This is a genomic window from Ruegeria sp. ANG10, assembly GCF_040705255.1.
Lineage (GTDB): Bacteria > Pseudomonadota > Alphaproteobacteria > Rhodobacterales > Rhodobacteraceae > Ruegeria.
In genome coordinates this window covers 567,182-590,447 of record NZ_JBFCVU010000002.1, presented here as the reverse complement: position 1 = coordinate 590,447, position 23,266 = coordinate 567,182, and the positions used below count along the sequence as shown (strand labels likewise).

Below are 23,266 nucleotides of genomic sequence, written 5' to 3'. Positions count from 1 at the left end.
CTTCTCCTCAAGCTCGATCCGACGGTTTGCCGGGCATCAGGTCATAGGGGTGCTTCCAGCCGGGCTGTTCGCTAAGGCGCGTCAGCCAGGCATCGATATGGGGCCACTCGGCACGATCAAAGCCGAATGGTTCGGGGTAATAGAGATAGCCGCAACAGCTGATATCGGCATTGGTCACGCCATCGCCGACGATCCAGTCACGGCCGTCCAAATGGTCGTTCAGGATTTGATAGGCCGCCTTCAGTCGCCCCTGATTAAAGGCGATGACGTCCGGGTTGCGGTGCTGTTCAGGCAAGAAGTTGATCAGAAAACGGGTCAATCCCGCCATTGAGCTGAGCTTGTGATTGTCCCACAGAACCCAACGGAAGATCTCGTAATTCTCGTCGCGATCCTTGCCGCCGAACTTGCCCGATTTCTCTGTCACATAGGCCTGAATGGCACCGGATTGCGTGGTCCGGAAATCGCCGTCGATCAGAACAGGCGCCTCGCCCATCTCGTTGACGTCGGCACGATATTCTGGCGTGCGGGTCTCACCGTTGAAGAAATCGACAAAGACGGGCTCCCAGCCCAGCCCCGACATCTCAAGCGCCAGAGCGGCCTTGTAGGAATTCCCGCTCTCTCCGAAACAGTGAAGTTTTATGGTCATGCGATCGCCCCTCCCAAGGCGCATGGTGCAGTGCCGCAATCTGCGTATTTCGAGAAAGCTGAACCGGCATAACCGATATGGGGTTCGTCTTGCTGAAAACACGCACACCATCGTGGGTGTGAATGAAACTGTCAGCGCTTGCGCGCCTCAAGCTCGGTGTTGAATTCGCGAAGTTTGCGGGTCAGCTTGTCCTCATTGATAACGCTGTTGAAATTCTCGAACAGAAAGGACAGCGCCTCTCCTTCGTCCAATCCGGCCTCGCGTGCGAAGCCGCGCAGCTTACGATAGCTGTCTTCGGTCATTGCGACCGGAAAGCGGCGGGTCAGGCGAAAACGTTTTGGCATTGTCTCTCCTTCGAAAGTCCGGCCTCGGGGGTAGGGCCCCAAGGCCGGATTAGTTTCAGAAGTTGGCAGCCTCCAGCGCCATGACCGTATCCGCGCCGGTCTGGATGCGCGCCAGATGCATGCCCGTGGCAGGCAGACGACGCGCCATGTAAAAGCGGCCGGTGTTGATCTTGGTCTCGTAGAACTCTTTGTCCGACGCACCACCATCCAGCGCGTCTTGCGCCGCCTTGGCCATCTGCGCCCACATCAGGCCCAGGCAGACATGGCCGAACATGTGCATAAAGTCATACGAACCAGACAGCGCGTTGTTGGGGTTTTTCATCCCTTCCTGCATAAAATACATGCCGGCAGCCTGAAGATCCTTGGACGCGGCCTTCAGCGGTTCGATGAACGCCTTATCATAGGCCTCATCCTTGCCGCCGTTTTCCTTGCAGAAGGATTTGACCATCTCGAAAAACGCCATGACGTGCTTGCCGCCGTCCTGCGCCAGCTTACGACCGACCAGGTCCAGCGCCTGAACGCCATTGGCGCCTTCGTAGATCATCGCGATGCGGGCGTCGCGGGTGTATTGCGACATGCCCCATTCTTCGATGTAACCGTGGCCGCCATAAACCTGCTGCGCCTGAACGGTCATGTCGTAGCCTTCATCCGTCAGGAAGCCCTTGATAACCGGCGTCAGCAGCGAGATCAGCCCGTCCGCGTCCTTGTCACCTGAACGGTGCGCCTTGTCGATCATCGTCGCGCCCCACAGGATGAATGCGCGGGCCCCTTCGGTGAAGCTTTTCTGATCCATCAAATTGCGGCGGATATCGGGATGAACGATCAGCGGATCGGCGGGACCGTCCGGGTTCTTCACCCCGGTCACATCACGACCCTGCAGGCGGTCCTTGGCGTATTCCAAGGCGTTCTGGAATGCGGCTTCGGCCTGAGACAGCCCTTGCATGCCCACACCCAGACGCGCTTCGTTCATCATTGTGAACATGGCACGCATGCCCTTGTGTTCCTCGCCCAGCAGCCAGCCGGTGGCTTCGTCATAGTTCATCACACAGGTCGAGTTGCCGTGGATGCCCATTTTCTCTTCGATTTTGCCGACCGAGACGCCGTTGCGCTCACCCAGTGACCCGTCTTCATTCACGATGAACTTGGGCACGATAAAGAGAGAAACACCCTTGATCCCCTCGGGGCCGCCGGGGATTTTGGCCAGCACAAGGTGGATGATGTTGTCGGCCATGTCGTGATCGCCGGCCGAGATAAAGATTTTCTGGCCGGAAATCTTATAGCTGCCATCGCCCTGGGGTTCCGCTTTGGTGCGCATCAGACCCAGATCGGTGCCGCAATGCGGTTCGGTCAGGTTCATGGTGCCAGTCCATTCGCAGCTGACCATGTTGGGCAGGTACTTGTTCTTCTGCTCGTCCGAACCATGCGCCAGAATGGCCGAGGCCGCGCCATGGGTCAGGCCCTGATACATCGTAAAGGCCTGGTTCGCGCCCGAGAACATCTCACCCACAGCCGTGCCGATGACGTAGGGCATGTTCTGACCGCCATACTCTTCGGGCATGTCGAGGCCGGTCCAGCCGCCTTCTTTCATCTGCTCGAACGCGTCCTTGAAGCCCGTGGGCGTGTACACGATGCCATTTTCCAACCGGCACCCTTCGGTGTCACCCACCACGTTCAGCGGATGCAATACGTTGGTCGCGACCTTGCCGGCCTCTTCCAGAACGGCACCGGTGAATTCGGCTTCCAATTCGCTGTACCCCGGAATATCCGAGTCTGAGATTTTCAGAACATCGTGCAGAATGAACTGAGTGTCTTTTGTAGGCGCGTTATAGACGGGCATTTGAAGCTCCCTTAAATTCAGATGTCCGGGGATTGGGCCGCCAGGGTTACTCGGCGGCTTTGTTCTCGTTCTTCATCGAGGCGATGACTTTTTCGCCCCAGCGCAGCTGTTCTTTCAGATCGTCAATGGCTTGAGTCAGTTCTTCGCGGCGGGCTTCCATATCCGCCAGACGTTCCCGCGCGATTTCAAACGTACGGGTCATCTGGGTCATTTGCTGGTCGCCCACATGGTACAGGTCCAGCAGCTGCCGGATCTCTTCCAGGCTAAAGCCGAAGCGCTTGCCGCGCAGGATCAGTTTAAGGCGCGCCCGGTCACGTTTGGTGAACAGACGTTTCTGGCCCTCGCGGATCGGAAACAAAAGTTCCTTGGCCTCGTAAAATCGCAAAGTGCGCGGCGTGACATCATATGTCTCGCACATTTCACGGATGGTCATCAGATCTTCGGTCATGGTTTCAGCACTCTTGTCACTGGCGTCTATCAAAGTCAGTTGCGCAGTTGATGCGCACGTTACAACACGTAGATGACGTTCACGTAATGCAAACGCTACGTCACTATGAAAGTTGACGTAGCATCCTCTCGCGTCAAGGTGCGGATAACACCCAATTGAAGACATTACGTAACGGAATTTAGCTGTGGGGCGGGGGCTGACGCCTAGCGGTCAAACAATAATTCTGACGCAGCGCTGCGCTTGCAGAATGTTCTAAAGGTCAAGAGAGGCTAGTTGATCCTGTCGAAGATCAACCAAGAGATTTAGCGGTCTGGTCGCGCAGGCGTTGGAGTTCTTCCATCGCCTCGTCCAGTTGCTGACGCTGTTTTTGCAGTTCAGGCATCTGCCGGTCGGCCAGTTTTATAAACTCGGCCATTTGCGCCTGATCCCCCTGATCTTCATAGATCAGCAGCCACTGGCGAATCTCTTCCAGCGAAAATCCAAACAGGCGCCCACGCATGATCAGTTTCATCCGCGCACATTCACGCGGCCCATAATAGCGCGAGCGGCCTTCGCGTTCAGGCTGCAGCAGTTCGATATATTCGTAATAACGCAAAGTGCGCTTGGTTACGTCGAACTCTTCGCACATCTCGTTTAATGACAAACGGTTGTCAGTCATTTGCGGTCTCCTCAGCAGCAAACTAGGGCGTCGTGGCGGCAAGCGCAACAGGCGGTCTTGCTCTTTTGCAAGGCGCAGGCTCATAAAGGGCGGAATCCAAAGGACACGCATACATGGTCGACAAAGTAGAGATTGCCCGCCAGTTCATTGAGGCGATTCCGCATGCCAAAGCACTTGGTCTGAAATTGACAACCATCAGCGATGGTGAGGCTGAGATCTCAATGCCGTATAATGCGGATCTGGTCGGAGACCCCAGAACCGGCGTTATCCACGGCGGAGCCGTGTTTGCTGCGCTGGACACGTGTTGCGGAGCGGCCGTTATGTCCCACCCGTCCGCTCCGGGCGGGACGGCCACAATTGACCTTAGAATTGACTACATGCGCGCGGCGACACCAGGGCAGAGCATTACGGCGCGTGCGACCTGCTATCACATCACGCGCAATGTTGCTTTTGTTCGGGCCACCGCGATGGATGACGATCAAGACCGTCCGGTCGCAACAGCGGCAGGCGCCTTTACAGTGGAGGGATTGTAATGGCGCGTCCCCGTCCCGAACCCATGCAGGTGGTCAAGCAACGTCGCGACGCGGCCCTGAAGGCGATTGTCGAAGGCGTGCCTTACATCCGCTTTCTCAATATCACCTTCGACCGGCGCGGTGATGAGCTGACCGGGGTGCTGAACTTTGACGACAAGCTGATCGGAAATCCATTGCTGCCCGCGCTGCATGGCGGGGTTACGGCCGCGTTTCTTGAGGTGACGGCCGTCATCACGCTGAGTTGGGAACACTTCTTTCCCCGCATCGAAAGCGGTGAGATAGACGCCGAAGATTTGTTCAAGGCTGATGCGGTGAGATTTCCAAAAACCGTTGATTTCACGGTTGATTACTTACGCTCTGGCCTGCCGCGGGATGCTTATGCGCGCGCCTTTGTCAGCCGATCTGGCAGGCGCTATGCCTCGGTCCGGGTCGAGGCCTGGCAGGACAATCACGCACGACCCATCGCGCAGGCCACGGGGCATTTCCTTATGCCGCAGCCGAAGGTGGAAAGAGAGTAACCCGTGACGCAGCACACCTCGGCGCCCCTGACGCATAAGCGGGTGCTGAAAATTGCCGTTCCGATTGTGCTGTCGAATGCCACGGTTCCCATTCTTGGGGCCGTTGATACCGGTGTGGTCGGTCAGATGGGGCTGGCAGCGCCTATCGGGGCCGTTGGTATGGGCGCGGTCATACTGTCCGCGATCTATTGGATTTTTGGCTTTCTGCGCATGGGCACGACTGGTCTGGCAGCGCAGGCGCGCGGGGCGGGGGATACGGCGGAAACCGGTGCGCTATTGATGCGCGGGCTGCTGTTGGGCGGCGCGGCGGGCCTGTTCTTTATTCTCACGCAAGTCGGCCTGTTCTGGGGGGCGTTTGCCCTGTCGCCCGCCAGCCCCGAGGTCGAGGCTTTGACACGGGATTATCTGCAAATCCGCATTTGGGGAGCCCCGGCAACCATTGCGCTTTTTGCCGTCACGGGTTGGCTGATCGCGATAGAGCAGACGCGGGGCGTGTTCCTCTTGCAGGTCTGGATGAACGGGCTGAACATTCTGCTGGACCTTTGGTTTGTGCTTGGGTTGGGGTGGGGTGTCGAAGGCGTAGCCATTGCCACCCTGATTGCGGAATGGACCGGGCTAGCGCTGGGCCTGTGGCTGTGCCGCGAAGCGTTCACAGGAAATCAATGGCGCGACTGGCCACGTATTTTCGACGCAGCGCGATTGCGCCGCATGATGCAGGTGAATGCTGACATCATGATCCGATCTGTTCTGCTGACGGGCGCGTTCACGACATTTCTGTTCGTTGGGTCCGATCTGGGTGATGTGAACTTGGCTGCCAATCAGGTCTTGCTGCAATTTCTTGAGATCACCGCATTTGCCTTGGATGGCTTCGCCTTTTCCGCCGAGGCTCTGGTCGGCAGCGCCGTGGGGGCGCGGAACCGGTCTCAGGTCCGGCGGGCGTCAATCATGGCGTCCCAATGGGGCGTAGGTGGCGCGTTTTTGTTGGGGGCTGTGTTCTATCTGGCCGGGCCTGCGCTGATTGATCTGATGTCAACCTCAGCTGAGGTGCGCGCGGCGGCGCGGGAATATCTGATCTGGGCCGCGCTGGCCCCGGCAATCGGGGTGGCAAGCTGGATGTTCGACGGTATCTATATCGGGGCCACCTGGACCCGTGCGATGCGCAACGCGATGGTTCAGTCGGTTGCGATCTATGTGGCGGCTCTGTTCTTTCTGGTGCCGGCCTTTGGCAATCACGGCTTGTGGGCCGCGCTGATGGTTCTGAACATCGCGCGCGGCGTCACTATGGGTTGGCGCTATCCCAGGCTGGAGGCGCAGGTGGCCTAGATCAGCGTCAACAGGTTCTCGGGTGGGCGTCCGATGGCAGCCTTGTCACCAGCAACGGCCAGAGGGCGTTCAATCAAAATCGGGTGTTCCGCCATCGCGGTGATCAGTTCGTCGGCAGGTGAGGTCTTGGTCAGGCCCAGCTCTTTGAACTGTTTCTCACCCGTGCGCATCATGTCGATGGCGTTGACGCCCAGCTTATCCAGCACCGCACGCAGCTCAACAGCCGAGGGTGCGTTTTCCAGATATTTCCGAACCTCGACCTGCGCGCCATTCTCTTCCAGCAGAGCCAGCCCGGCGCGGGATTTCGAACAGCGCGGGTTGTGCCAATAGGCAATCACAGCCAATCCTCTCGTTTACTTCCAACTGCTTGCGCGACGTTGTTGAATCCGTCCCGCGCCAGTAACTCATCCAATCCTTGCGCGATTTCCGCGGCCAACGAAATGCCACCATACACCAACGCGGTATAAAGCTGCACGGCGGATGCTCCGGCGCAGATCTTGGCATAGGCTTGTTCCGCGCCGCTGATACCACCCACGCCAATCAGCGGGATTTTCCCCTCGGTCAGGTGGCTGAGCTGCGCCAGAACACGGGTAGATTTTTCGAACAGAGGCGCGCCGGACAGGCCGCCGTTTTGACTCTTATGCCCACTGCGCAGCCCATCGCGGGACAGTGTGGTGTTGGTTGCGATCACCGCGTCAACGCCTGTTTCCTGCGCCACATCGGCGATGTCTTGCAATTCGGCCTCGGTCAGGTCAGGGGCAATTTTCAGGAAAATCGGCAGGGGTTGGGACAGGCCGTTGCGGGTTTCGATCACGCCGCCCAACAGCGCGCCAAGCGCGGCCTTGCCCTGCAGGTCCCGCAGTTTCTCGGTGTTGGGGGATGAGACATTGACCGTGGCGAAATCCAGATGCGCGGCGCAATGGGCCAACACCTTGGCAAAGTCTCCGGGGCGGTCGTCACTGTCCTTGTTTGCGCCTAGGTTCAGCCCGATCACAGCATTCTTGGGGCGGTCGGCCAGACGGCGTGCCATGACCTCCATGCCTTCGTTGTTGAAGCCAAAGCGGTTGATGGCGGCCTTATCCTCGGTCAGGCGGAACAAGCGAGGTTTGGGGTTGCCGGGCTGCGGGCGCGGAGTAACAGCGCCCACTTCAATAAAGCCAAAGCCTGTGCGTGAGAGGGGGGTAAGCACCTCTCCGTTCTTGTCAAAACCAGCGGCCAGACCCACCGGGTTGGGCAGGTCCAACCCGGCCACTTGGGTTTTCAGGCGGGGCGATGTGACCGGCCCCGGCATTGGGGCCAGCCCAGCCTTCAGCGCCTTGATCGACATGCCATGCGCGGCTTCGGGGTCCAACTTGTGCAGAACAGCCAGCCCCAGTTTCTCGGTCAGTTTCATCCGAAAGTCTCTCCACCTTTGGCCGGGGCGCAACGGATCAGGCGCGAAGTTGCAACCGCTGCCTGCCTGTGAATAACCGCGACCTGATAATCCGGGTCGGTCACCATTTCCAAAAACGTATGCGCAGTGGGATAGCGGGCGATAAACACCTCATCCCAATCTTCGTCCTGCGGGCCGATCAGAGTGGTCTGAAACGCGCCGCGCCACAGGATCGACGCCCCAAGGCGCGCAATAATCGGGGCGGTTTCCGCGCCGTAATTTCGATAAGCCTGCGCGCCGGTCAACCCGGCACCCGCCAGATCGTGGCCCGTCGGGTATTCGGCCATGTCGCGAAACTTGACCAGATTCAACATCTCGATCGGATGATCACGGTCCAGCGCCTTGAACGCTTCAAACTGGGTGCGGTCAGGGTCGACGAAAGACCTCATTCCATCCCCTCGGGGAATTGGTGGGCTTGCCCGTCAAAGGGCAGGGGGCGCGACCAGACGACATCTGTCATGCGGATCTGCCTGTAAAGATGCGGGAACAGGGCGTCACCGCGCGAGACCTCCCATTTCAGATCATCGCCCATGGCATCGGCATCGCAGGCCAACAAGGTCAAACCTTCGACTCCGGCAAAGTGTTTGGCTGCGGTCTCAGCCGTCTGTTGGGCGGTCGAGAAATGGACATATCCGTCAGACACATCAATCGGTGCGCCGTCCGAGGCACCCTGATCCTGCAATGCGGCCCATTCCTCGGCCCTGAAAATCTTGTAAATCAGCATGAGGTGGTGATGCCCCGCGCGACGGGCAGAATCAACCCGGATTTCCCCCTTTGACTCTTCTTGTTGGTGGGCGCACCATCACGCCAAACAAAAAACAAGGAGTATGAAGATGTTCACTCGCTTTTTGGCGTCTGCTGCGGTTCTGGGCCTGACGGCAGGCATGGCCGCAGCCGATTATAAATTGACGATTCTGCATACCAACGATTTCCACGCGCGTTTTGAGCCGATCAACAAATATGACAGCGCTTGTGATGAGGAAGACCAAGCAGAAGGCAAGTGTTTCGGAGGTTCGGCCCGTTTGGTTACTGCGGTGAATGATGCGCGCGCGCGGGCCGAAAACTCGATCCTGGTCGATGGTGGGGATCAGTTCCAGGGTTCACTGTTCTACACCTACTACAAGGGCAAGGTCGCAGCCGAGTTCATGAACAAGCTGGGGTATGACGCGATGACCGTGGGCAACCACGAGTTTGACGACGGCCCCGAAGTGCTACGCGGCTTCATCGACTCGGTGGATTTTCCGGTTTTGATGTCGAACGCGGATATTACCGACGAAGAGTTGCTGACCGACAAGATCAAGAAATCGACTGTCATTGAAGTGGGCGGTGAAAAGATCGGCCTGATTGGTCTGACGCCCGAAGATACACATGATCTTGCCTCGCCGGGTCCAAATATTACCTTTTCTGATCCGGCCCCCGCAGTGCAGGCCGAAGTGGACAAATTGGCCGGAGAAGGTGTGAATAAAATCATCGTTCTCAGCCATTCCGGCTATGGTGTTGATCAACGCGTAGCGCAGGAAACCAGCGGGGTGGACGTAATTGTCGGTGGTCATTCGAACACTTACCTGTCGAACGTGTCCGACAAGGCAGCGGGTCCGTACCCGACCGTGGTCAACGGTGTCCAGATCGTGCAGGCCTATGCTTATGGTAAGTTTCTGGGTGAGTTGAACGTAACCTTCGACGATGACGGCAACGTGCTTGAGGCGGTTGGTGAGCCGTTGATCATGGACAATACCGTGACCGAGGATCAGTCCGCGTTGGACCGTATCGCCGAACTGGCCGTGCCGCTGGACGAAATACGCAACAAGGTGGTGGCAAATGCAGCAGACGCCATCGAAGGGGACCGTTCTGTCTGTCGTGTTCAGGAATGTGAGATGGGCAACCTGGTCGCTGACGCCATGTTGGCACGTGTTGCCGATCAAGGCGTGCAGATTGCGATTGCCAACTCAGGCGGGCTGCGGGCCTCGATTGACCCGGGTGAAGTGACGATGGGTGAGGTGCTGACGGTGCTACCTTTCCAGAACACCCTGTCGACCTTCGAGATCAGTGGTCAGGGGGTGATCGACGCGCTGGAGAACGGCGTAAGCCAGGTCGAAGATGTAAAGGGCCGCTTTCCGCAGGTTGCGGGTCTGACATTCATATGGGATCCAGCGGTTGCGCCGAACGAAGGGCGCGTGTCCGAGGTGATGGTCGCCGAAGGTGACGGTTTTGCGCCAATTGACCCGGCAGCGACTTATCTGGTGGTTACTAACAATTACGTCCGCAACGGAGGTGACGGGTACAACATGTTCGAAGGCGACGACAAGAACGCCTATGATTTCGGCCCGGATTTGGCGGATGTCACGGCTGAATTTCTGGCTGAAAACGCGCCGTACCAGCCCTATTTGGATGGTCGTATCAAACAGAAATAAACCTGCGTCAAGGCAATGAAAAAGGCCGCATCCCTGATGCGGCCTTTCGTGTTTCGGGCGCGCTCAACCCAAATCGTATTCGGGCCAGAGTGCGGGATCGAACCCGTCCAGCATGGGGCGTAGATGTTCGGACACGCTCTGCCATCCACCAATGGATTTGGTCGAGATCTTATTGCGGACCTGATCGATACTGGCCGTTCTGACCTGCTTGGTGTTTTTCTCAGGGTGCATCATGGTTTCGTTCCATTCGATATCGCAGAACGCAGCAACCTGTTGGCTATAGGTTTTTGGATCGGCCACTAATTTTTCATAAGGAACGGTCAGTATGTGGTCACCGAACACGGTATCCCAATGTGCCATATAGCGGCGGTACATATTCGCCGAATGAGCAATGGCTGTAAGGTTCGACGCATAACGCATCCCACCAGCCGGGAACCGCCGGATCCATTTCGACAACCCCACATCACGGGGGTCACGTAGCATGTTGATGATCTTTGCATTGGGAAAGGCCGCCAACAAGAAACCAACAAGCTGATAGTTGTGTGGCATTTTGTCAACGAACGCGACCGATCCATCAGGCATCGGTGGCATCAGTTCGCGGAATTGCTGCGCAAATTCAGTGGCTTTTTCAGCGTCAAAACGCTGATTGCCCAATTGGAATTCATGCGACAGGTCAGACGCCAACGTCAACTCACCACACCCAGCGATATCGGGCGCCGAACTTAGCATCATCTCCATCAACGTGGTGCCCGAGCGGGGCTGTCCCAGAACGAAGATCGGGACCGGCCCATCGCTTGGTCCGGCTGCCCGTAAATCGGTTCCAATGGGGAACAAACCAGTGATCTGGTTCAGCTTTTTCTCTTCCTCAGCGGCGTCGTACGGGTTGCTATCGTGTTGTACCTTGTTGGCTCGCACAAATTGAGGCATGGCGGCATTTAGATCGTCAATAACCGAGATCAGGTGTGCCTTGGCGAACTCCAACTCTTGGTAGTCTTCGTCCTTGTTGGCTATCGCGGTCTCGACCGCCTCCATCAGTTTCGGCCCGTCATCTTTCGAAGTTACCAGGGACAACTGCAGCAAAGCTGTCATGTTTTCGGGATCTGTATCCAGAATACGCTGCAAGATTTCCTTTGACCCGTTTTTGTCACCACTTTGGTGCAGGTTCACGGCCTTTGCGAAAGCAATCTTTATGTTTTCCGGTTCCAACTCAAAGGCGCGAGAAACATCGCGCGAGTGGTCCTCGACAAATCCAATTTTCGAATAGGCACGGGCCCGTTTGCCCAGAAGGTTCACATCGTCGGGCTCGGCTTCCAGCTTCTTGCTCGCATGTTCAATGACCAGGCGCCAGTTGCTGCCTTTCAGGTGAATCTCATCCAGGACGCGGTTCAGTTCTTTGTTGTTTGGGAACTGTTCCAGCTTTTGTTCAGTATATTCCAGCGCCCTGGGGATCTGCCCAGTTTGCATAAGCGCGTTTGCCAGGTTTTCCACGAATTGAGGGTCGTCTGGCTTCATTCGCGACGCTTCGACGAAATGTGGAATGGACTTCTTGTATTGCTTCATTTCCGTCAACACAAAGCCCGAGATGGCGTGGAAATCAGAATCCTTGGGAAATTTCTTAACGCCTAACTGTGCCTTTTTCAGCGCCTGTTGCAGCTTGCCTGCTTCCAAAGCAGCCACCGCCTTGCCTTTGAGGGTATTCGCTGTTTGATTTTGCATGTGACCCCGTGACACCCTGTGCCCGTATGAAACGATTATTGATGGTTCATTACCCATGTGCGGACGGTTTGCAATAACCCTTCCAAATGACGCAATGGCGCAGCTGTTTTCGGCACGGCCTGCAAACACGTTGCCCGCCGTGCCGAATTTCAATGTTTGCCCAACAAATCAAGTTCATGTGGTGCGCGCTGGCGAAGGCGGGCGGCGACTGGATTCGCTGCGCTGGGGGTTCCTGCCGCATTGGTACAAGACGGAAACTGCCGGTCCGTTGCTGATCAATGCGCGTGCCGAAACACTGGCCGAAAAGCCCGCATTTCGTGCGGCCTGCCGCGAACGGCGCTGCCTGATCGTGGCGACGGGGTTTTATGAATGGACTAAAACTGAGCAGGGAACACGTCTGCCATGGTACATCCAGCGCAAAGATGGCGAACCGATTGCGTTCGCCGGTGTTTGGCAGGATTGGGGCCCCGAGGGTACGCAGCAGGGCACCTGTGCCATCGTGACAACCTCGGCAAACCGCCACCTCAGCGCCATTCATCATCGGATGCCACTGATCCTTGAGCCTGACAATTGGCAACTCTGGTTAGGGGAGGCGGGGAAAGGTGCCGCACGTTTGATGCAACCCGGGGCCGAGGGGGTCTTGGAGTTCTACCGTGTTGATCTAGCGGTGAATTCAAACCGGGCCAGCGGGCCGGACCTGATTGAACCTCTTCCGGCCTGACAGAGTGTCTTTCCATTCAATGTACCGCAGGATAGACCGTTGGCATGGCTCTGAAATTTACTGATCTACCCGGCCTTTATGCGCATGATTTCGACACTGTGATCGACGTGCGCAGCCCCGCTGAATTTGCCGGGGATCATCTGCCCGGCGCCATCAACCTGCCAGTGCTTAATAACGATGAACGCGCACAGGTGGGTACGATCTATGTGCAGGATAGTCCGTTTCTGGCCCGCAAGCTGGGCGCAGCGCTGGTGTTTCGAAACGCGGCAAATCATATCGAACACAGCCTGTCGCACCACGAAGGCGGCTGGAAACCTTTGATCTATTGCTGGCGCGGGGGCCAGAGGTCGGGGTCATTCACATGGATGCTGCAACAGATCGGCTGGCGCGCGGAAGTGGTCGATGGCGGATACCGAGCCTATCGCCGATTGGTGAATCGCTACCTCTATGACGATCCATTGCCGCACCGGTTGGTGGCCCTCGATGGGTATACAGGCACGGCCAAGACTGACCTGCTGTTGCATTTGAAGGCGCGCGGCGTTCAGGTTCTGGACCTCGAAGACCTGGCCAACCACCGGGGATCTTTGCTGGGTGAAATGCCGGGAGGGCAACCCAGTCAGAAAGCCTTCGAATCCGCTTTGGCCGCGGCATTGTGCGGCTTGGACCCAACGCGCCCGGTGATTGTTGAGGCTGAATCCTCAAAGATCGGGTCGCTGATCCTGCCGCCATCCCTGTGGACCGCGTTGCGCACGGCTCCACGCATTCAGTTGTCCGCTTCTCTTGAGGCGCGTACGGCGTATCTGGTCAAGGCATATGACGACATCCTTTCGGATACTGAGCGCTTGCGCGATCGCCTGTCTCCGCTACGGTTTCATCGGGGGCACGAAGTGGTCGATGGCTGGCTGGCGCTGATCGATGCGGGGGATAAACGGGCGCTGACGCGGGCGTTGATGGAACAGCACTATGACCCGGCCTATGCTAAATCCGCCAAAACACGCGCCGCCAAGATTATCGCGCAAATCGATGTAACGGCGCTGGACGATGTGGGCCTGAACTCGGCGGCTGCTCGGGTTGAAAAGATTCTGGATCAGCTCTGAAGCCGCAACCCAGGGGTGTCTGTCAGATGCCCGATGATGACCGCCGGATAGCCCTCGTGCCTTAACTGTTCGCACAATTCGTGCGCCTGATCGGATGCAACGGCAGCCATTAATCCTCCAGCAGTTTGCGGGTCAAACAGCAGGTCTGCCTTGTCAGAGGGGGGAAGGCCCGGAACAATTGCGCGGTTGTCCTCGAAGATTGTCGACCGGACACCTTGAACGGCCAACTCCAGCGCGCCAATCATCAGAGGGATCGTGTCCAGATCCAAAACTGCGCCGCAATCCGAGGCTTCGCACATGCCCATCAGATGCCCGGCCAACCCAAATCCGGTTACATCCGTCATCGCATGCGCCCCGGCCAGAATGCGCGATGCTGCGCCCTGCGGCTGAACCATTTGCGTAAAGGCATCGGCCACCCAACTGCCGTCGGCTTGCCCGGCCATTTCAGCGGCCATCAACACCCCGCTGCCTAAGGGTTTTGTCAGGATCAATGCATCCCCAGGGCGTGCCCCCGACAAGGTGATCGGGTCTTTGTCGCACAGGCCGGTCAGAGTGAAGCCGATGGTCATCTCATCCCCGAGCGAGCTGTGACCGCCCACGATTTCTGCTCCGGCCTGGCGGATGACCTCGGTGGCCGTCGCCATGATCTCGGACAAGGTGCGGTGCTGCAATTGTGGGGACATGCGCGGTAGGATGATCGTCGCCGTTGCCGCCTGTGGGTAGGCCCCCATGGCCCAGATATCCCCCAATGCGTGCACGGCGGCGATGCGCGTCATCAGCACCGGGTCATCCGTGAAGCCGCGCAGGTGGTCTGAGGTCATCACTTGCCGCGCCCCGCCGGTTGTCAGCAGGGCGGCGTCGTCCCCGGGCAAAGGGGTGATGTCGTCGCGGTTCGGCTTTGGCAGGTCACTCAGAACTGCTTGCAATGCGCCGCGTCCAACCTTGGCCCCACATCCGCCGCACATGGGTTTTTCCCCTAGGGCTTCTTGCATGCCCGCCGCATGGTGGCGCGGAAGGGCGGGGCGTTCCATTTGGGGCAGGTTGCGAAATTTATTCATGAAGCTCTGGTCTATATGGTTCTTCCATCGCCACATTCCTGGCCCGCTGAACGACGTTCCAAGACGTTCGGCCAGTGCCGATTTACTGCCCAAAGAGATCAGTTTGAGGTAGTCTTTCTGCGGCTGATATCGCCGCATCTTCCCGGCCCCCAGAGCGGCCCGCAGATTGTTGAACAGGACCGGAGCCTCTCGGACCGCATAGACCCCGGCCTTGGGACGAGGGTTATCGGCAAGATGGGCGCAATCTCCGGCGGCAAAGATCGCCGGATCGCTGGATTGCAGATGGGCGTCCACGCGGATGTAGCCGTCATGCAGATCAAGGCCCGTCTGGGTGATCCAGTCATAGGGGCGGGCACCGGCAGCCCCGGTTATAAACTCGGCGGGAACCTTGCGGCCATCCTCTAGCAGAACATGATCCTGTTCGATGCGTGAAATCGCGGCATGCTCAATCAGTTCAACGCCCAGATGGGCCATCGCCTTACGAATGTTTGCGCCCGCCTTGGTCCCCGTAGCCGACAGGACCCGGGCGTTGTCAATCAGCGTCACTTGCGCCGTGCGGGTTTTGGCGCGAAGGGCATGGGCCATGGCCATCACCAGTTCTACCCCCGCGACCCCACCGCCAATCACGGCAACCGAGGCAGGACCACTGCCATCCAGATACTCCGCCCATCTGGAGGCAAACGCTCCCAGCGGCTTGGCAGGGACTGCATGGTCGGTAAATCCGGGCAGGGCCGGCATGTCCGAGGTGATCCCCACATTGACCGACGCCACATCGAAGGCCACGGGTGGTCGGCCAGGCACATGTACCTGACGCCGGTCGATGTCGATACCATCGACCGGGCCCAGGATTACCCGCGCACCGGCAAAACGGGCAAGGCGTACCAGATCAATGTCCAGCTCCCAACGCTGGTAATGTCCAGCGACGAAGCCTGGTAGCATACCGGAATAGGGGGCAGTAGCACCGGGGTTGATCACCGTCACCCGCGCACCCGGCAAAGGGTTCATGCCCCATTTCCGCAGTACAAGCGCGTGGGTATGCCCGCCGCCTATCAGAACCAGATCTCGGGTCAGGGGCAGCGGAGGGTGATGCATGGAATTCAGGTCTTTGTGTGGTCTGGTACGTCTTCGACCTGCTCAACCGCGTGAGTGGCCCAAAGCTCATCCTCACCCGCGTCTGGCAGATCATCGGGTTTTTCATGGCGGTGAATATGCCATTTGGCAATGAACAGGGCCGTGATCGGCGCGGTCAGGAACAGGAAAAGGGTGATCAGCAGCTCGTGCAGGGAAAGATGCTGCTCGATTATTGCTGAATGAAAGATCGATGCCAACAACACACCACCCACACCCAGTGTCGTCGCTTTGGTTGGGGCATGAAGGCGCGACATCGGGTCTTTCAGCTTAATCATCCCGTACGAGCCGACAAAACCGAAGATGCCGGATACGATCAGAAAGAAGGCGACTAGAAACTCGATTATGAACATTGGGATGCCCTCACTCGATGATATTGCCGCGCAGCATAAAGCGCGCATAGGCTACGGTTGAGACAAAGCCCAGCATGGCGATAATCATGGCGGCCTCGAAAAAGATCTCGGTCCCCAGAGCCAGCCCGTAAAGGATCATCAGCGCAATTGTGTTGATGACCATCGTGTCCAGCGCCAGAACACGGGTGCCGACACCTTCGGCCGAGATGATCCGATACAAGCACAGCATGATGGCGGCGCCGAAACAGGCGAAGGCAAACCAGATCGCAATCTCGATCATTCGAAAATCTCCTTCAGACGACGCTCATAGCGTTGTTTGATCTGGTCGCGCACCTCATCCACATTGGGCGCATCCAGGCAGTGAACCAGCAGGTTGTGGCCTTGCGCCGACAGATCGCAGCTGACCGTTCCGGGGGTCATGGTGATGGTTCCGGCCAAAACGGTGATCGCTTCGGGGGTGCGCAGTTCCAATGGGATACAGACCCAGTTGGGCTGCCGGTCGGCATCGCGTTTGAATAGGATGATCCGGGCCACGGTGATGTTTGCCATCACGATATCCCACAGCACCACCAGCATATATTCGATAATCATCGGCCAGTTGCGCAGCTTTGGGCGGTCGGGCCAATAGGGCTGCGTGATGAAGGGAATAATGATCCCAAGGATCAGCCCGAAGACCAGCGAATTCAAAGAAGGCGAATTCGCCAGCAGCATCCACACCAGCGTCAGCAGGATTGTCAGATGCGGGTGGGGGAATATTCGATGCAGAAGTCTCATTATTCCTCTCCTCCCAGAACGGCCGAGATGTAGTTTTCAGGTGTGAACAACTGTTCGGCTGTTTTGCCAGCGTAGTTTAGGGCAGGGCCCGCGAACAAGGTCAGCATCACAAGCCCCATGACCATGCCAAAGATTGCGGTGAAGGCCAGTCCGGGATTTGGCTCGGGTGCGGGCAGGGTTGGCGCCTCCTCATCATCATCCACCTCGGGCGCCGGATTGTGTTGTGCGTCATGGCTTTTCCAGAAGATCAGCGTACCTGCGCGCGCCAGCCCGACGATCGTGACGAACGATCCGATCAGGATAACAGCCCAGATCGCGTTCGCATCAAGTGCGTCGCGCGCCGCATCCAGCACTAAAAGCTTGCCGATGAAACCCGACAACGGGGGCATCCCCGCCATCGCGATTGCCCCAACAAAGAACAGAGCCGAGACCAGCCCGCTTTGCGCCATCGGGGCCGTTGGCGCGATGGCCCCGCCCCGGCGTCCCATCACAAGATCAGCCACCAGGAACATCAGCGCTGTCGCAAGGGTTGAATGAAAGATGTAGTAAAGCGCGGCAGTTGTGGCCGTTTCGGTAAACAGTGAAATTGCGATCAACAATGTGCCCATTGATGCGATGGCACAAAAGGCTGTCATCCGCGCGATGTGCTGCGAGCCCAAAATACCGATGGCTCCCACGGCCAGCGTCAGCAGCGCGGCGGGTTGCAACCAGTCGCCCAGCAATCCTTGTGTTACTGCCACATCGGGGCCAAAGACCAGCGTATCGACGCGCAGGATCGAATAGGCACCCACCTTGGTCATGATCGCAAACAGTGCGGCAACGGGCAAAGGCGCGTTGGCGTAACTGGCAGGCAACCAGAAATGCAGTGGCAAGACAGCGGCTTTGATACAGAAAACCAGCAGCAGCAACACCGCGCCAACCCGCAAAAGGGCCGTATCTTCGGGCGGTATTTCGGCGACCCGAACAGCCAGATCGGCCATGTTAAGCGTTCCGGTCACGGCATAGAGCGTGCCGAGCGCAAACAGAAACAAGGTCGAGCCCAGCAGGTTATAGGCCACGTACTGTACCCCGGCCTTGAGCCGGACTGACCCGCCCCCATGTGTCATCAGACCATAAGAAGCGATCAGCAACACCTCGAAGAAAACGAACAGGTTGAAGGCATCGCCCGTCAGGAAAGCACCGCAGACGCCCATGAGTTGAAAGTGGAACAGCGCGTGAAAATGTTTACCCCTGTCGTCCCAACCGGAAGCAATGGCGTATAGCACAATGGGCAAGGCGAGCAGGGCGGTCAGCAAGACCATCATCGCCGACAGTCGGTCCAGCACCAGCACGATACCGAAGGGCGCAGGCCAATCACCCAGCTCATAGACCAGAATATCGCCACCCGCGGCCTGAGCCGTGATGGTCAGGGCAATCCCCAACAAGGCCACCACACCGGCGACTGAGAAGATACGCTGCAGGTCCAGGTGGTATCTCAAGACCATGATGATGAACGGAGCCAGGATCGCGGGTAAGACGATCGGCGCTACGATCCAATGGTTCATGCGTCTTCTCCCGCGCCGTCGACGCTGTCTTGTGCGGTCATGTCGATATGGTCATCCTTCGACGACAGATAAGCGGAAAGGGCGATCATCACGATCACCGCCGTCATCCCAAAGGAAATCACGATGGCCGTCAGCACCAGCGCCTGCGGCAACGGGTCGGTATAGGGAACCTCTTCGTACTTGTTCAGAACCGCTGGCGCATCCAGCGCCAGCCGCCCGGTGGCGAACAGGAACACGTTCACCGCATAGGTGATCAGCGACAGCCCCAGAATGACGGGGAATGTGCGGCGACGCAGGATCAGGAAAATCCCGGCGGCGGTCATGATGCCTACGGCTGAGGCTACGAGCGCTTCCATCAGGCCTGCTCCTTCTTGTCTTCGTCTTTAGAGTCATCCCGCAGCGGGTTGATATCCATCGGGAACTCTTGCGCCATCCCCGGCTGCCAGGCGAACCGGGACAGGCTGTCCAGCGCCAGCATCACCGCACCAAGCACGGCCAGGAACACGCCGGTGTCAAACAGGATGGCGGTGGCCCATTCGAACTCTTCCAGAGGCGGCCAATGGAGATAGCCGAAGTCGCTGGTCAGGAACGGACGCTCGTTGAACCACGCCCCGATCCCGGTGGCAGCAGCGATTAGAACACCCCAGCCGATGGTGCCGTGATAATAGAACCGCTGCCGTTCGATGGCCCAAGTGTAACCGCTGGCCATGTATTGCATCAGGAAGGCAATCGCGACGACCAGACCGGCAATGAACCCGCCCCCCGGCTGGTTGTGGCCGCGGACAAAGATGTAGGCGCCAACCATCAGGGCAATCGGCATCATCACGCGGGTTGCCACAACCATCATCAGCGGATGTGAATCCCCTGATTGCGGCCAGTGCGGTTTGCGGTTCAGCAGATAGCTACGAACATTGGTGCCCAGAACGGCCTCGGTCAGGGCAAAGATGATCAGGGCAGCGATGCCCAGCACGATGATCTCGCCAAAGGTATCAAAGCCCCGGAAGTCCACCAAGATCACATTGACCACATTGGTGCCGCCGCCGCCTTTATAGGAGTTTGCCAGATGGAACTCGGATATCGTCGGAAAGGCAAAGTCCCGCAGCATCAGCGCATAGATCAGCGCGCCGGTACCAAGGCCGGCCACCACTGAAATCGCAGCATCCCGCCAGCGCCGCGCCGCGCTGCTATCCCAGGGCGTATCCGTGGGCAGGAAGTTCAGCGACAGCAGCAACAGGATCATCGTCACCACCTCGACCGAGATCTGCGTCAACGCCAGATCCGGGGCCGAAAGATAGTTGAACGCCATCGACACGATGAGGCCGACAACGCCGATTAGCACCAGCGACAGCAGGCGGTTGCGGTGGAACCACATGATCGCCAGCGTTGCGCCCACCAGACAAATCCAGCCGATGAACGGAATGATCTGAATGGGCAGGGGCTCGCGCGTTTCCGGGCCAATCGTACCGGTCGTATAGGCGTAGTAGCCAAGCCCCACGGTGAACGCGACCAGTATGATGGCGTACCGGCTGATTACGCCGTTATGCAGCGTGTCGGTGATCCAGCGGCTGAGTGCGGTAAACGCGCCGATGACAGCCTCGAAGATGACCTTTGCCTCGGGGCGGGGCAGGGCGTTCCACAGCTGTTCGCCACGACGGTGCAGCGCCAGCAAGAACAGACCGCCCAACGTGGCCACAACTGACATGTACAGCGCAGGCGTGAAGCCATGCCACAGTTTCAACGAGTAATAGGGCAGTTTCTCTCCACCAATCACAGCGCTCGATACAACCGCGACCAGAGGTCCAACGATCGCTGCCGAATTCAGACCGATCAGCACAACCAGCACCACAAGGAAAGCCGGGGCCAGCCATAGGCCCACGGGCGGATCATGCGGATGGTGCGGATAATCGTTGCGTTGTGGGCCAAGGAAGACATGCCCGACAAAGCGGAAGGAATAGGCGGCCGAGAACAGCGCCGCCAGCAGCGCCAGACCCGGCACCAGATAATGCGAGTGCAGCCAGGTGGTGTGGACCGTTTCCTCTAGCATCATTTCCTTGGACAGGAAGCCGTTCAGAGGCGGTAGGCCAGCCATGGACAAGGCTGCAATGGTGCCAATGGTAAAGGTAATCGGCATCAGCTGACGCAACCCACCCAAACGTTTGACATCGCGGGTCCCAGCTTCATGATCCACAATCCCGGCGGTCATGAACAACGCCGCCTTAAAGGTCGCGTGGTTGATGATGTGGAACACCGCCGCCACAGCGGCAAACTTGGTTCCAAAACCCAGCAGCATCGTCACCAGACCCAGATGCGACACCGTCGAAAACGCCAGCAGTGCCTTCAAATCGTCCTTGAACAGGGCAATACAGGCCCCGATCAGCATGGTCACCAGACCTGTGGTTGCCACGATATAGAACCACGCATCCGTCCCCGCCAGCACCGGCCACATCCGCGCCATCAGGAACAGTCCGGCCTTCACCATCGTGGCCGAGTGCAGATAGGCCGAAACCGGCGTCGGTGCGGCCATCGCATGTGGCAGCCAGAAATGGAACGGGAACTGCGCCGACTTGGTGAAACAGCCCAGCAGGATCAGGACCAGCGCGGCCATGTAATAGGGCGAGGCTTGGATCAACTCTTTGTTCTGCAGGATGACGCTTAGGTCATATGAGCCCACGATATTGCCCAGAATCAGCATCCCCGCAATCATGGCCAGACCGCCACCACCGGTTACGGCCAGCGCCATACGCGCGCCCTGGCGCCCCTCGGGCAGATGTTTCCAATACCCGATCAGAAGGAACGAGCTTAGCGAAGTAAGCTCCCAGAAAATAAGTAAAAGAAGGATGTTGTCAGACAGAACGATCCCGACCATCGCGCCCTGAAATAGCAGCAGATAGGTATAGAATTGACCCATCGGGTCTTCGCGAGACAGATAGAACCGCGCATACAGGATGATCAGCAAGCCGATCCCCAGGATCAGCAGGGCAAACAGAAACCCCAGACCGTCCAGCATGAAATTCGCGTTCAGTCCCAGCACCGGTATCCAGTCGAACCCCGCCGTAACGACATCTCCGCGCATGACCGAGGGGATGTGGATCAACAGCCCCATAAGCGCCAGAAAGGTGGTCAGCCCGGCGGCTGATGCTGCTGCGTTTCGTCCTGCCCGGATCAGAAGGGCTGGGAAAACAGCTCCGAGGAAGGGAAGGGCCGCGATGAGGAATAGGGACAAGTGCGATACTCCGATCTGGGCGGTCAAATGTAGTACTGGTTTTTAAGGATAATTTTCTAACTGTCCAGCTATTGCAAGTTTTACCCGCAGTCCTAGCGCCATCGATTGGGGTGCGAAACAATGACGCGATCTTGATCTGCCGGTTGATATTCAACGGGGATTCGAAATTCGGGCTGTGATAAGCACATCCCATTGGATCAGGAGGGAGCTGCGTGGCAGACAAAGCAAACCGAACACGCCGATGGGTTCTGTTAGGCGGTGGCGCCGCCATCGTTGCTGGCTTTGCTGTTCGGGAATATCGCTTGATCCCGCAAGATTACGCGGGCGACAGGCTGAGTGTTCAGGACGCGCATCAGCAAGCGGTGTCAGGGGATGTGTTATTGGTCGACATTCGCACGCCGCGGGAATGGCAGGCCACGGGTGTTGGCCAGGGGGCGCATCCGCTGGATATGCGCCGTGACGATTTCGAACAGGCGCTGACACAGCTGACCGGCGGTGACCGGAACGCGCCTGTTGCATTGATTTGCGCGCGAGGGGTCAGGTCGGCTCGGCTGAGCAACAGATTGACTGAGGCAGGGTTCACAAACATCATAGACGTGCCCGAGGGCATGCTGGGGTCCGCCGCAGGGCCGGGATGGGTACGGGCCGGTTTGCCGGTTCAACACAATACAGGAGAGACAGGTTGATCCGGGCATTCACCTTGGCAGCGGGTTTGGCATTCGCAGGGCAGGCGGGGTTAGCGGCTTGTGCCGATCAGGAAGGCATGTGTGAGACGTCTTCGGGTGGGTACCACATCGAATTGCCCGAGGCAGATAACCCACCTTTGGTTGTTTTTCTGCATGGCTATGGGGGTTCGGCAACCGGTACTTTGAAAAACCGCAGCATGGTGGAACCCTTGCTGGCGCGCGGCTATGCGGTCATGGCCCCTGAGGGGTCAGAACGAAATGGCCGCCAAAGCTGGAACTTCTTTCCCGGTTGGGAAGGGCGGGACGAAGCCGCCTTTTTGACCGAAGCGGTACAGGATGCCTCGGACCGGTTTGGTGTGGATGCGGATCGTGTGGTTCTGGGTGGCTTCTCGGCCGGGGCTTTCATGGTGTATTACCTCGCCTGCGCAGCACCGGAAACGTTTTCGGCCTATGTGCCAGTGTCGGGTGGATTCTGGCGGCCACATCCCGAAAGCTGCGCAGGGCCGGTGCGGATGTTCCACACTCACGGCTGGACCGACAATGTGGTGCCGTTAGAAGGCCGCATTCTGGGCGGTGGCAGGTTCCATCAAGGCGATATCTTTGCCGGGCTGGAAATCTGGCGCGTTGCCAATGAATGCGTTGACACCAAGCCCAGCGGTTTCTCGACCACCGGTCAGTTCATGCGGCGCAGATGGACCGGGTGCGCCGAAGGCGGCATGCTGGAGTTTGCGCTGTTTCCCGGTGGCCACTCTGTGCCCAAGGGTTGGGCGGACATGATGGTGGATTGGTACGAAGGCCTGCCGAGCGGCTGAGTGC

General features: G+C 58.2%; 25 protein-coding genes. 8 read left to right on the top strand and 17 right to left on the bottom strand.

What is annotated here, in order from left to right; all coding sequences use genetic code 11:
• Positions 1 to 7 precede the first annotated feature (7 nt).
• The 5 genes from AB1A64_RS07030 to AB1A64_RS07010 form a co-directional block, all read right to left on the bottom strand.
• Positions 8 to 646 carry a glutathione S-transferase gene (locus AB1A64_RS07030; RefSeq protein WP_366550744.1) on the bottom strand — a complete coding sequence of 213 codons (639 nt, stop codon included), beginning with the start codon at positions 644 to 646 and terminating at the stop codon, positions 8 to 10.
• Between the two features lie 131 nt (positions 647 to 777).
• Complete coding sequence (locus AB1A64_RS07025) at positions 778 to 990, bottom strand: hypothetical protein (protein WP_058282468.1); 213 nt, start codon at positions 988 to 990, stop codon at positions 778 to 780.
• Positions 991 to 1,045: 55 nt separating this feature from the next.
• Positions 1,046 to 2,827, bottom strand: a complete 1,782-nt coding sequence (locus tag AB1A64_RS07020) for an acyl-CoA dehydrogenase C-terminal domain-containing protein (RefSeq protein ID WP_226688248.1) — start codon at positions 2,825 to 2,827, stop codon at positions 1,046 to 1,048.
• A 46-nt stretch (positions 2,828 to 2,873) separates the two neighbouring features.
• Positions 2,874 to 3,275 (bottom strand): MerR family DNA-binding transcriptional regulator, encoded by a 402-nt coding sequence (locus AB1A64_RS07015; protein ID WP_170349298.1) that lies wholly within the window; start codon positions 3,273 to 3,275, stop codon positions 2,874 to 2,876.
• A gap of 289 nt (positions 3,276 to 3,564) precedes the next feature.
• Positions 3,565 to 3,933 carry a MerR family DNA-binding transcriptional regulator gene (locus AB1A64_RS07010; RefSeq protein WP_170349296.1) on the bottom strand — a complete coding sequence of 123 codons (369 nt, stop codon included), beginning with the start codon at positions 3,931 to 3,933 and terminating at the stop codon, positions 3,565 to 3,567.
• A 113-nt stretch (positions 3,934 to 4,046) separates the two neighbouring features.
• On the opposite strand from AB1A64_RS07010, the gene AB1A64_RS07005 reads away from it, so the two are divergent.
• From AB1A64_RS07005 to AB1A64_RS06995, 3 genes are read left to right on the top strand one after another with little or no spacing between them, the layout of a single operon-like run.
• Complete coding sequence (locus tag AB1A64_RS07005; protein WP_366550743.1) at positions 4,047 to 4,466, top strand: PaaI family thioesterase; 420 nt, start codon at positions 4,047 to 4,049, stop codon at positions 4,464 to 4,466.
• Complete coding sequence (locus tag AB1A64_RS07000) at positions 4,466 to 4,984, top strand: PaaI family thioesterase (protein ID WP_366550742.1); 519 nt, start codon at positions 4,466 to 4,468, stop codon at positions 4,982 to 4,984. The genes AB1A64_RS07005 and AB1A64_RS07000 overlap by 1 nt, the downstream gene beginning before the upstream one ends.
• Before the next feature lie 3 nt (positions 4,985 to 4,987).
• Positions 4,988 to 6,307, top strand: a complete 1,320-nt coding sequence (locus AB1A64_RS06995) for an MATE family efflux transporter (protein WP_366550741.1) — start codon at positions 4,988 to 4,990, stop codon at positions 6,305 to 6,307.
• Here the strand turns inward: AB1A64_RS06995 and arsC are convergent.
• From arsC to AB1A64_RS06975, 4 genes are read right to left on the bottom strand one after another with little or no spacing between them, the layout of a single operon-like run.
• Positions 6,304 to 6,645: an arsenate reductase (glutaredoxin) gene (gene arsC / locus AB1A64_RS06990; protein ID WP_366550740.1), complete on the bottom strand. Its 342-nt coding sequence runs from the start codon at positions 6,643 to 6,645 to the stop codon at positions 6,304 to 6,306. The two genes, AB1A64_RS06995 and arsC, sit on opposite strands and share 4 nt — an antisense overlap.
• On the bottom strand, positions 6,642 to 7,700 hold the full coding sequence (locus AB1A64_RS06985) for a quinone-dependent dihydroorotate dehydrogenase (protein WP_366550739.1): 1,059 nt from the start codon (positions 7,698 to 7,700) through the stop codon (positions 6,642 to 6,644). Before AB1A64_RS06985 ends, arsC begins: the two co-directional genes overlap by 4 nt.
• Positions 7,697 to 8,128 (bottom strand): DUF1330 domain-containing protein, encoded by a 432-nt coding sequence (locus tag AB1A64_RS06980; RefSeq protein ID WP_366550738.1) that lies wholly within the window; start codon positions 8,126 to 8,128, stop codon positions 7,697 to 7,699. Before AB1A64_RS06980 ends, AB1A64_RS06985 begins: the two co-directional genes overlap by 4 nt.
• The gene (locus tag AB1A64_RS06975; RefSeq protein WP_366550737.1) at positions 8,125 to 8,463 is read right to left on the bottom strand and encodes a DUF952 domain-containing protein; all 339 of its coding nucleotides are present in this window, start codon (positions 8,461 to 8,463) and stop codon (positions 8,125 to 8,127) included. The genes AB1A64_RS06980 and AB1A64_RS06975 overlap by 4 nt, the downstream gene beginning before the upstream one ends.
• A gap of 109 nt (positions 8,464 to 8,572) precedes the next feature.
• On the opposite strand from AB1A64_RS06975, the gene AB1A64_RS06970 reads away from it, so the two are divergent.
• The gene (locus AB1A64_RS06970; RefSeq protein WP_366550736.1) at positions 8,573 to 10,150 is read left to right on the top strand and encodes a bifunctional metallophosphatase/5'-nucleotidase; all 1,578 of its coding nucleotides are present in this window, start codon (positions 8,573 to 8,575) and stop codon (positions 10,148 to 10,150) included.
• Between the two features lie 63 nt (positions 10,151 to 10,213).
• On the opposite strand, the gene AB1A64_RS06965 is transcribed toward AB1A64_RS06970, so the two are convergent.
• The gene (locus tag AB1A64_RS06965) at positions 10,214 to 11,866 is read right to left on the bottom strand and encodes a sulfotransferase (RefSeq protein ID WP_366550735.1); all 1,653 of its coding nucleotides are present in this window, start codon (positions 11,864 to 11,866) and stop codon (positions 10,214 to 10,216) included.
• 55 nt (positions 11,867 to 11,921) lie between these two features.
• Here AB1A64_RS06965 and AB1A64_RS06960 point away from each other — a divergent pair, with 55 nt between their 5' ends.
• The gene (locus AB1A64_RS06960; protein WP_366550734.1) at positions 11,922 to 12,587 is read left to right on the top strand and encodes an SOS response-associated peptidase; all 666 of its coding nucleotides are present in this window, start codon (positions 11,922 to 11,924) and stop codon (positions 12,585 to 12,587) included.
• 44 nt (positions 12,588 to 12,631) lie between these two features.
• Positions 12,632 to 13,684 (top strand): tRNA 2-selenouridine(34) synthase MnmH, encoded by a 1,053-nt coding sequence (mnmH, locus tag AB1A64_RS06955; protein ID WP_366550733.1) that lies wholly within the window; start codon positions 12,632 to 12,634, stop codon positions 13,682 to 13,684.
• Here mnmH and selD read toward each other — a convergent pair.
• From selD to AB1A64_RS06920, 7 genes are read right to left on the bottom strand one after another with little or no spacing between them, the layout of a single operon-like run.
• Positions 13,675 to 15,834: a selenide, water dikinase SelD gene (selD, locus tag AB1A64_RS06950; RefSeq protein ID WP_366550732.1), complete on the bottom strand. Its 2,160-nt coding sequence runs from the start codon at positions 15,832 to 15,834 to the stop codon at positions 13,675 to 13,677. The genes mnmH and selD overlap by 10 nt on opposite strands.
• Before the next feature lie 5 nt (positions 15,835 to 15,839).
• Entirely contained in the window at positions 15,840 to 16,223 is a 384-nt protein-coding gene (locus AB1A64_RS06945) for a Na+/H+ antiporter subunit G (RefSeq protein WP_366550731.1), read from the bottom strand.
• Between the two features lie 10 nt (positions 16,224 to 16,233).
• Complete coding sequence (locus tag AB1A64_RS06940; RefSeq protein WP_058282485.1) at positions 16,234 to 16,503, bottom strand: K+/H+ antiporter subunit F; 270 nt, start codon at positions 16,501 to 16,503, stop codon at positions 16,234 to 16,236.
• Positions 16,500 to 16,997, bottom strand: coding sequence for a Na+/H+ antiporter subunit E (locus AB1A64_RS06935; RefSeq protein WP_366550730.1), 498 nt, complete (start codon positions 16,995 to 16,997; stop codon positions 16,500 to 16,502). Before AB1A64_RS06935 ends, AB1A64_RS06940 begins: the two co-directional genes overlap by 4 nt.
• Positions 16,997 to 18,541 (bottom strand): monovalent cation/H+ antiporter subunit D, encoded by a 1,545-nt coding sequence (locus AB1A64_RS06930; protein WP_366550729.1) that lies wholly within the window; start codon positions 18,539 to 18,541, stop codon positions 16,997 to 16,999. The genes AB1A64_RS06935 and AB1A64_RS06930 overlap by 1 nt, the downstream gene beginning before the upstream one ends.
• Positions 18,538 to 18,897 (bottom strand): Na+/H+ antiporter subunit C, encoded by a 360-nt coding sequence (locus tag AB1A64_RS06925; protein ID WP_170349272.1) that lies wholly within the window; start codon positions 18,895 to 18,897, stop codon positions 18,538 to 18,540. Before AB1A64_RS06925 ends, AB1A64_RS06930 begins: the two co-directional genes overlap by 4 nt.
• Positions 18,897 to 21,764 (bottom strand): monovalent cation/H+ antiporter subunit A, encoded by a 2,868-nt coding sequence (locus tag AB1A64_RS06920; RefSeq protein ID WP_366550728.1) that lies wholly within the window; start codon positions 21,762 to 21,764, stop codon positions 18,897 to 18,899. The genes AB1A64_RS06925 and AB1A64_RS06920 overlap by 1 nt, the downstream gene beginning before the upstream one ends.
• A gap of 212 nt (positions 21,765 to 21,976) precedes the next feature.
• On the opposite strand from AB1A64_RS06920, the gene AB1A64_RS06915 reads away from it, so the two are divergent.
• Both AB1A64_RS06915 and AB1A64_RS06910 read left to right on the top strand, forming a co-directional pair.
• Positions 21,977 to 22,450, top strand: a complete 474-nt coding sequence (locus tag AB1A64_RS06915) for a rhodanese-like domain-containing protein (RefSeq protein WP_366550727.1) — start codon at positions 21,977 to 21,979, stop codon at positions 22,448 to 22,450.
• Entirely contained in the window at positions 22,447 to 23,262 is an 816-nt protein-coding gene (locus AB1A64_RS06910) for a PHB depolymerase family esterase (RefSeq protein ID WP_366550726.1), read from the top strand. The genes AB1A64_RS06915 and AB1A64_RS06910 overlap by 4 nt, the downstream gene beginning before the upstream one ends.
• Positions 23,263 to 23,266: the final 4 nt, after the last annotated feature.

Bases quoted from the DNA above. Each gene is read 5' to 3' on its own strand.
- AB1A64_RS07030 (WP_366550744.1), bottom strand. From the start codon at position 646: ATGACCATAAAACTTCACTGTTTCGGAGAGAGCGGGAATTCCTACAAG.
- AB1A64_RS07025 (WP_058282468.1), bottom strand. From the start codon at position 990: ATGCCAAAACGTTTTCGCCTGACCCGCCGCTTTCCGGTCGCAATGACC.
- AB1A64_RS07020 (WP_226688248.1), bottom strand. From the start codon at position 2,827: ATGCCCGTCTATAACGCGCCTACAAAAGACACTCAGTTCATTCTGCAC.
- AB1A64_RS07015 (WP_170349298.1), bottom strand. From the start codon at position 3,275: ATGACCGAAGATCTGATGACCATCCGTGAAATGTGCGAGACATATGAT.
- AB1A64_RS07010 (WP_170349296.1), bottom strand. From the start codon at position 3,933: ATGACTGACAACCGTTTGTCATTAAACGAGATGTGCGAAGAGTTCGAC.
- AB1A64_RS07005 (WP_366550743.1), top strand. From the start codon at position 4,047: ATGGTCGACAAAGTAGAGATTGCCCGCCAGTTCATTGAGGCGATTCCG.
- AB1A64_RS07000 (WP_366550742.1), top strand. From the start codon at position 4,466: ATGGCGCGTCCCCGTCCCGAACCCATGCAGGTGGTCAAGCAACGTCGC.
- AB1A64_RS06985 (WP_366550739.1), bottom strand. From the start codon at position 7,700: ATGAAACTGACCGAGAAACTGGGGCTGGCTGTTCTGCACAAGTTGGAC.
- AB1A64_RS06980 (WP_366550738.1), bottom strand. From the start codon at position 8,128: ATGAGGTCTTTCGTCGACCCTGACCGCACCCAGTTTGAAGCGTTCAAG.
- AB1A64_RS06975 (WP_366550737.1), bottom strand. From the start codon at position 8,463: ATGCTGATTTACAAGATTTTCAGGGCCGAGGAATGGGCCGCATTGCAG.
- AB1A64_RS06970 (WP_366550736.1), top strand. From the start codon at position 8,573: ATGTTCACTCGCTTTTTGGCGTCTGCTGCGGTTCTGGGCCTGACGGCA.
- AB1A64_RS06965 (WP_366550735.1), bottom strand. From the start codon at position 11,866: ATGCAAAATCAAACAGCGAATACCCTCAAAGGCAAGGCGGTGGCTGCT.
- AB1A64_RS06960 (WP_366550734.1), top strand. From the start codon at position 11,922: ATGTGCGGACGGTTTGCAATAACCCTTCCAAATGACGCAATGGCGCAG.
- mnmH (WP_366550733.1), top strand. From the start codon at position 12,632: ATGGCTCTGAAATTTACTGATCTACCCGGCCTTTATGCGCATGATTTC.
- selD (WP_366550732.1), bottom strand. From the start codon at position 15,834: ATGCATCACCCTCCGCTGCCCCTGACCCGAGATCTGGTTCTGATAGGC.
- AB1A64_RS06945 (WP_366550731.1), bottom strand. From the start codon at position 16,223: ATGTTCATAATCGAGTTTCTAGTCGCCTTCTTTCTGATCGTATCCGGC.
- AB1A64_RS06940 (WP_058282485.1), bottom strand. From the start codon at position 16,503: ATGATCGAGATTGCGATCTGGTTTGCCTTCGCCTGTTTCGGCGCCGCC.
- AB1A64_RS06935 (WP_366550730.1), bottom strand. From the start codon at position 16,997: ATGAGACTTCTGCATCGAATATTCCCCCACCCGCATCTGACAATCCTG.
- AB1A64_RS06930 (WP_366550729.1), bottom strand. From the start codon at position 18,541: ATGAACCATTGGATCGTAGCGCCGATCGTCTTACCCGCGATCCTGGCT.
- AB1A64_RS06925 (WP_170349272.1), bottom strand. From the start codon at position 18,897: ATGGAAGCGCTCGTAGCCTCAGCCGTAGGCATCATGACCGCCGCCGGG.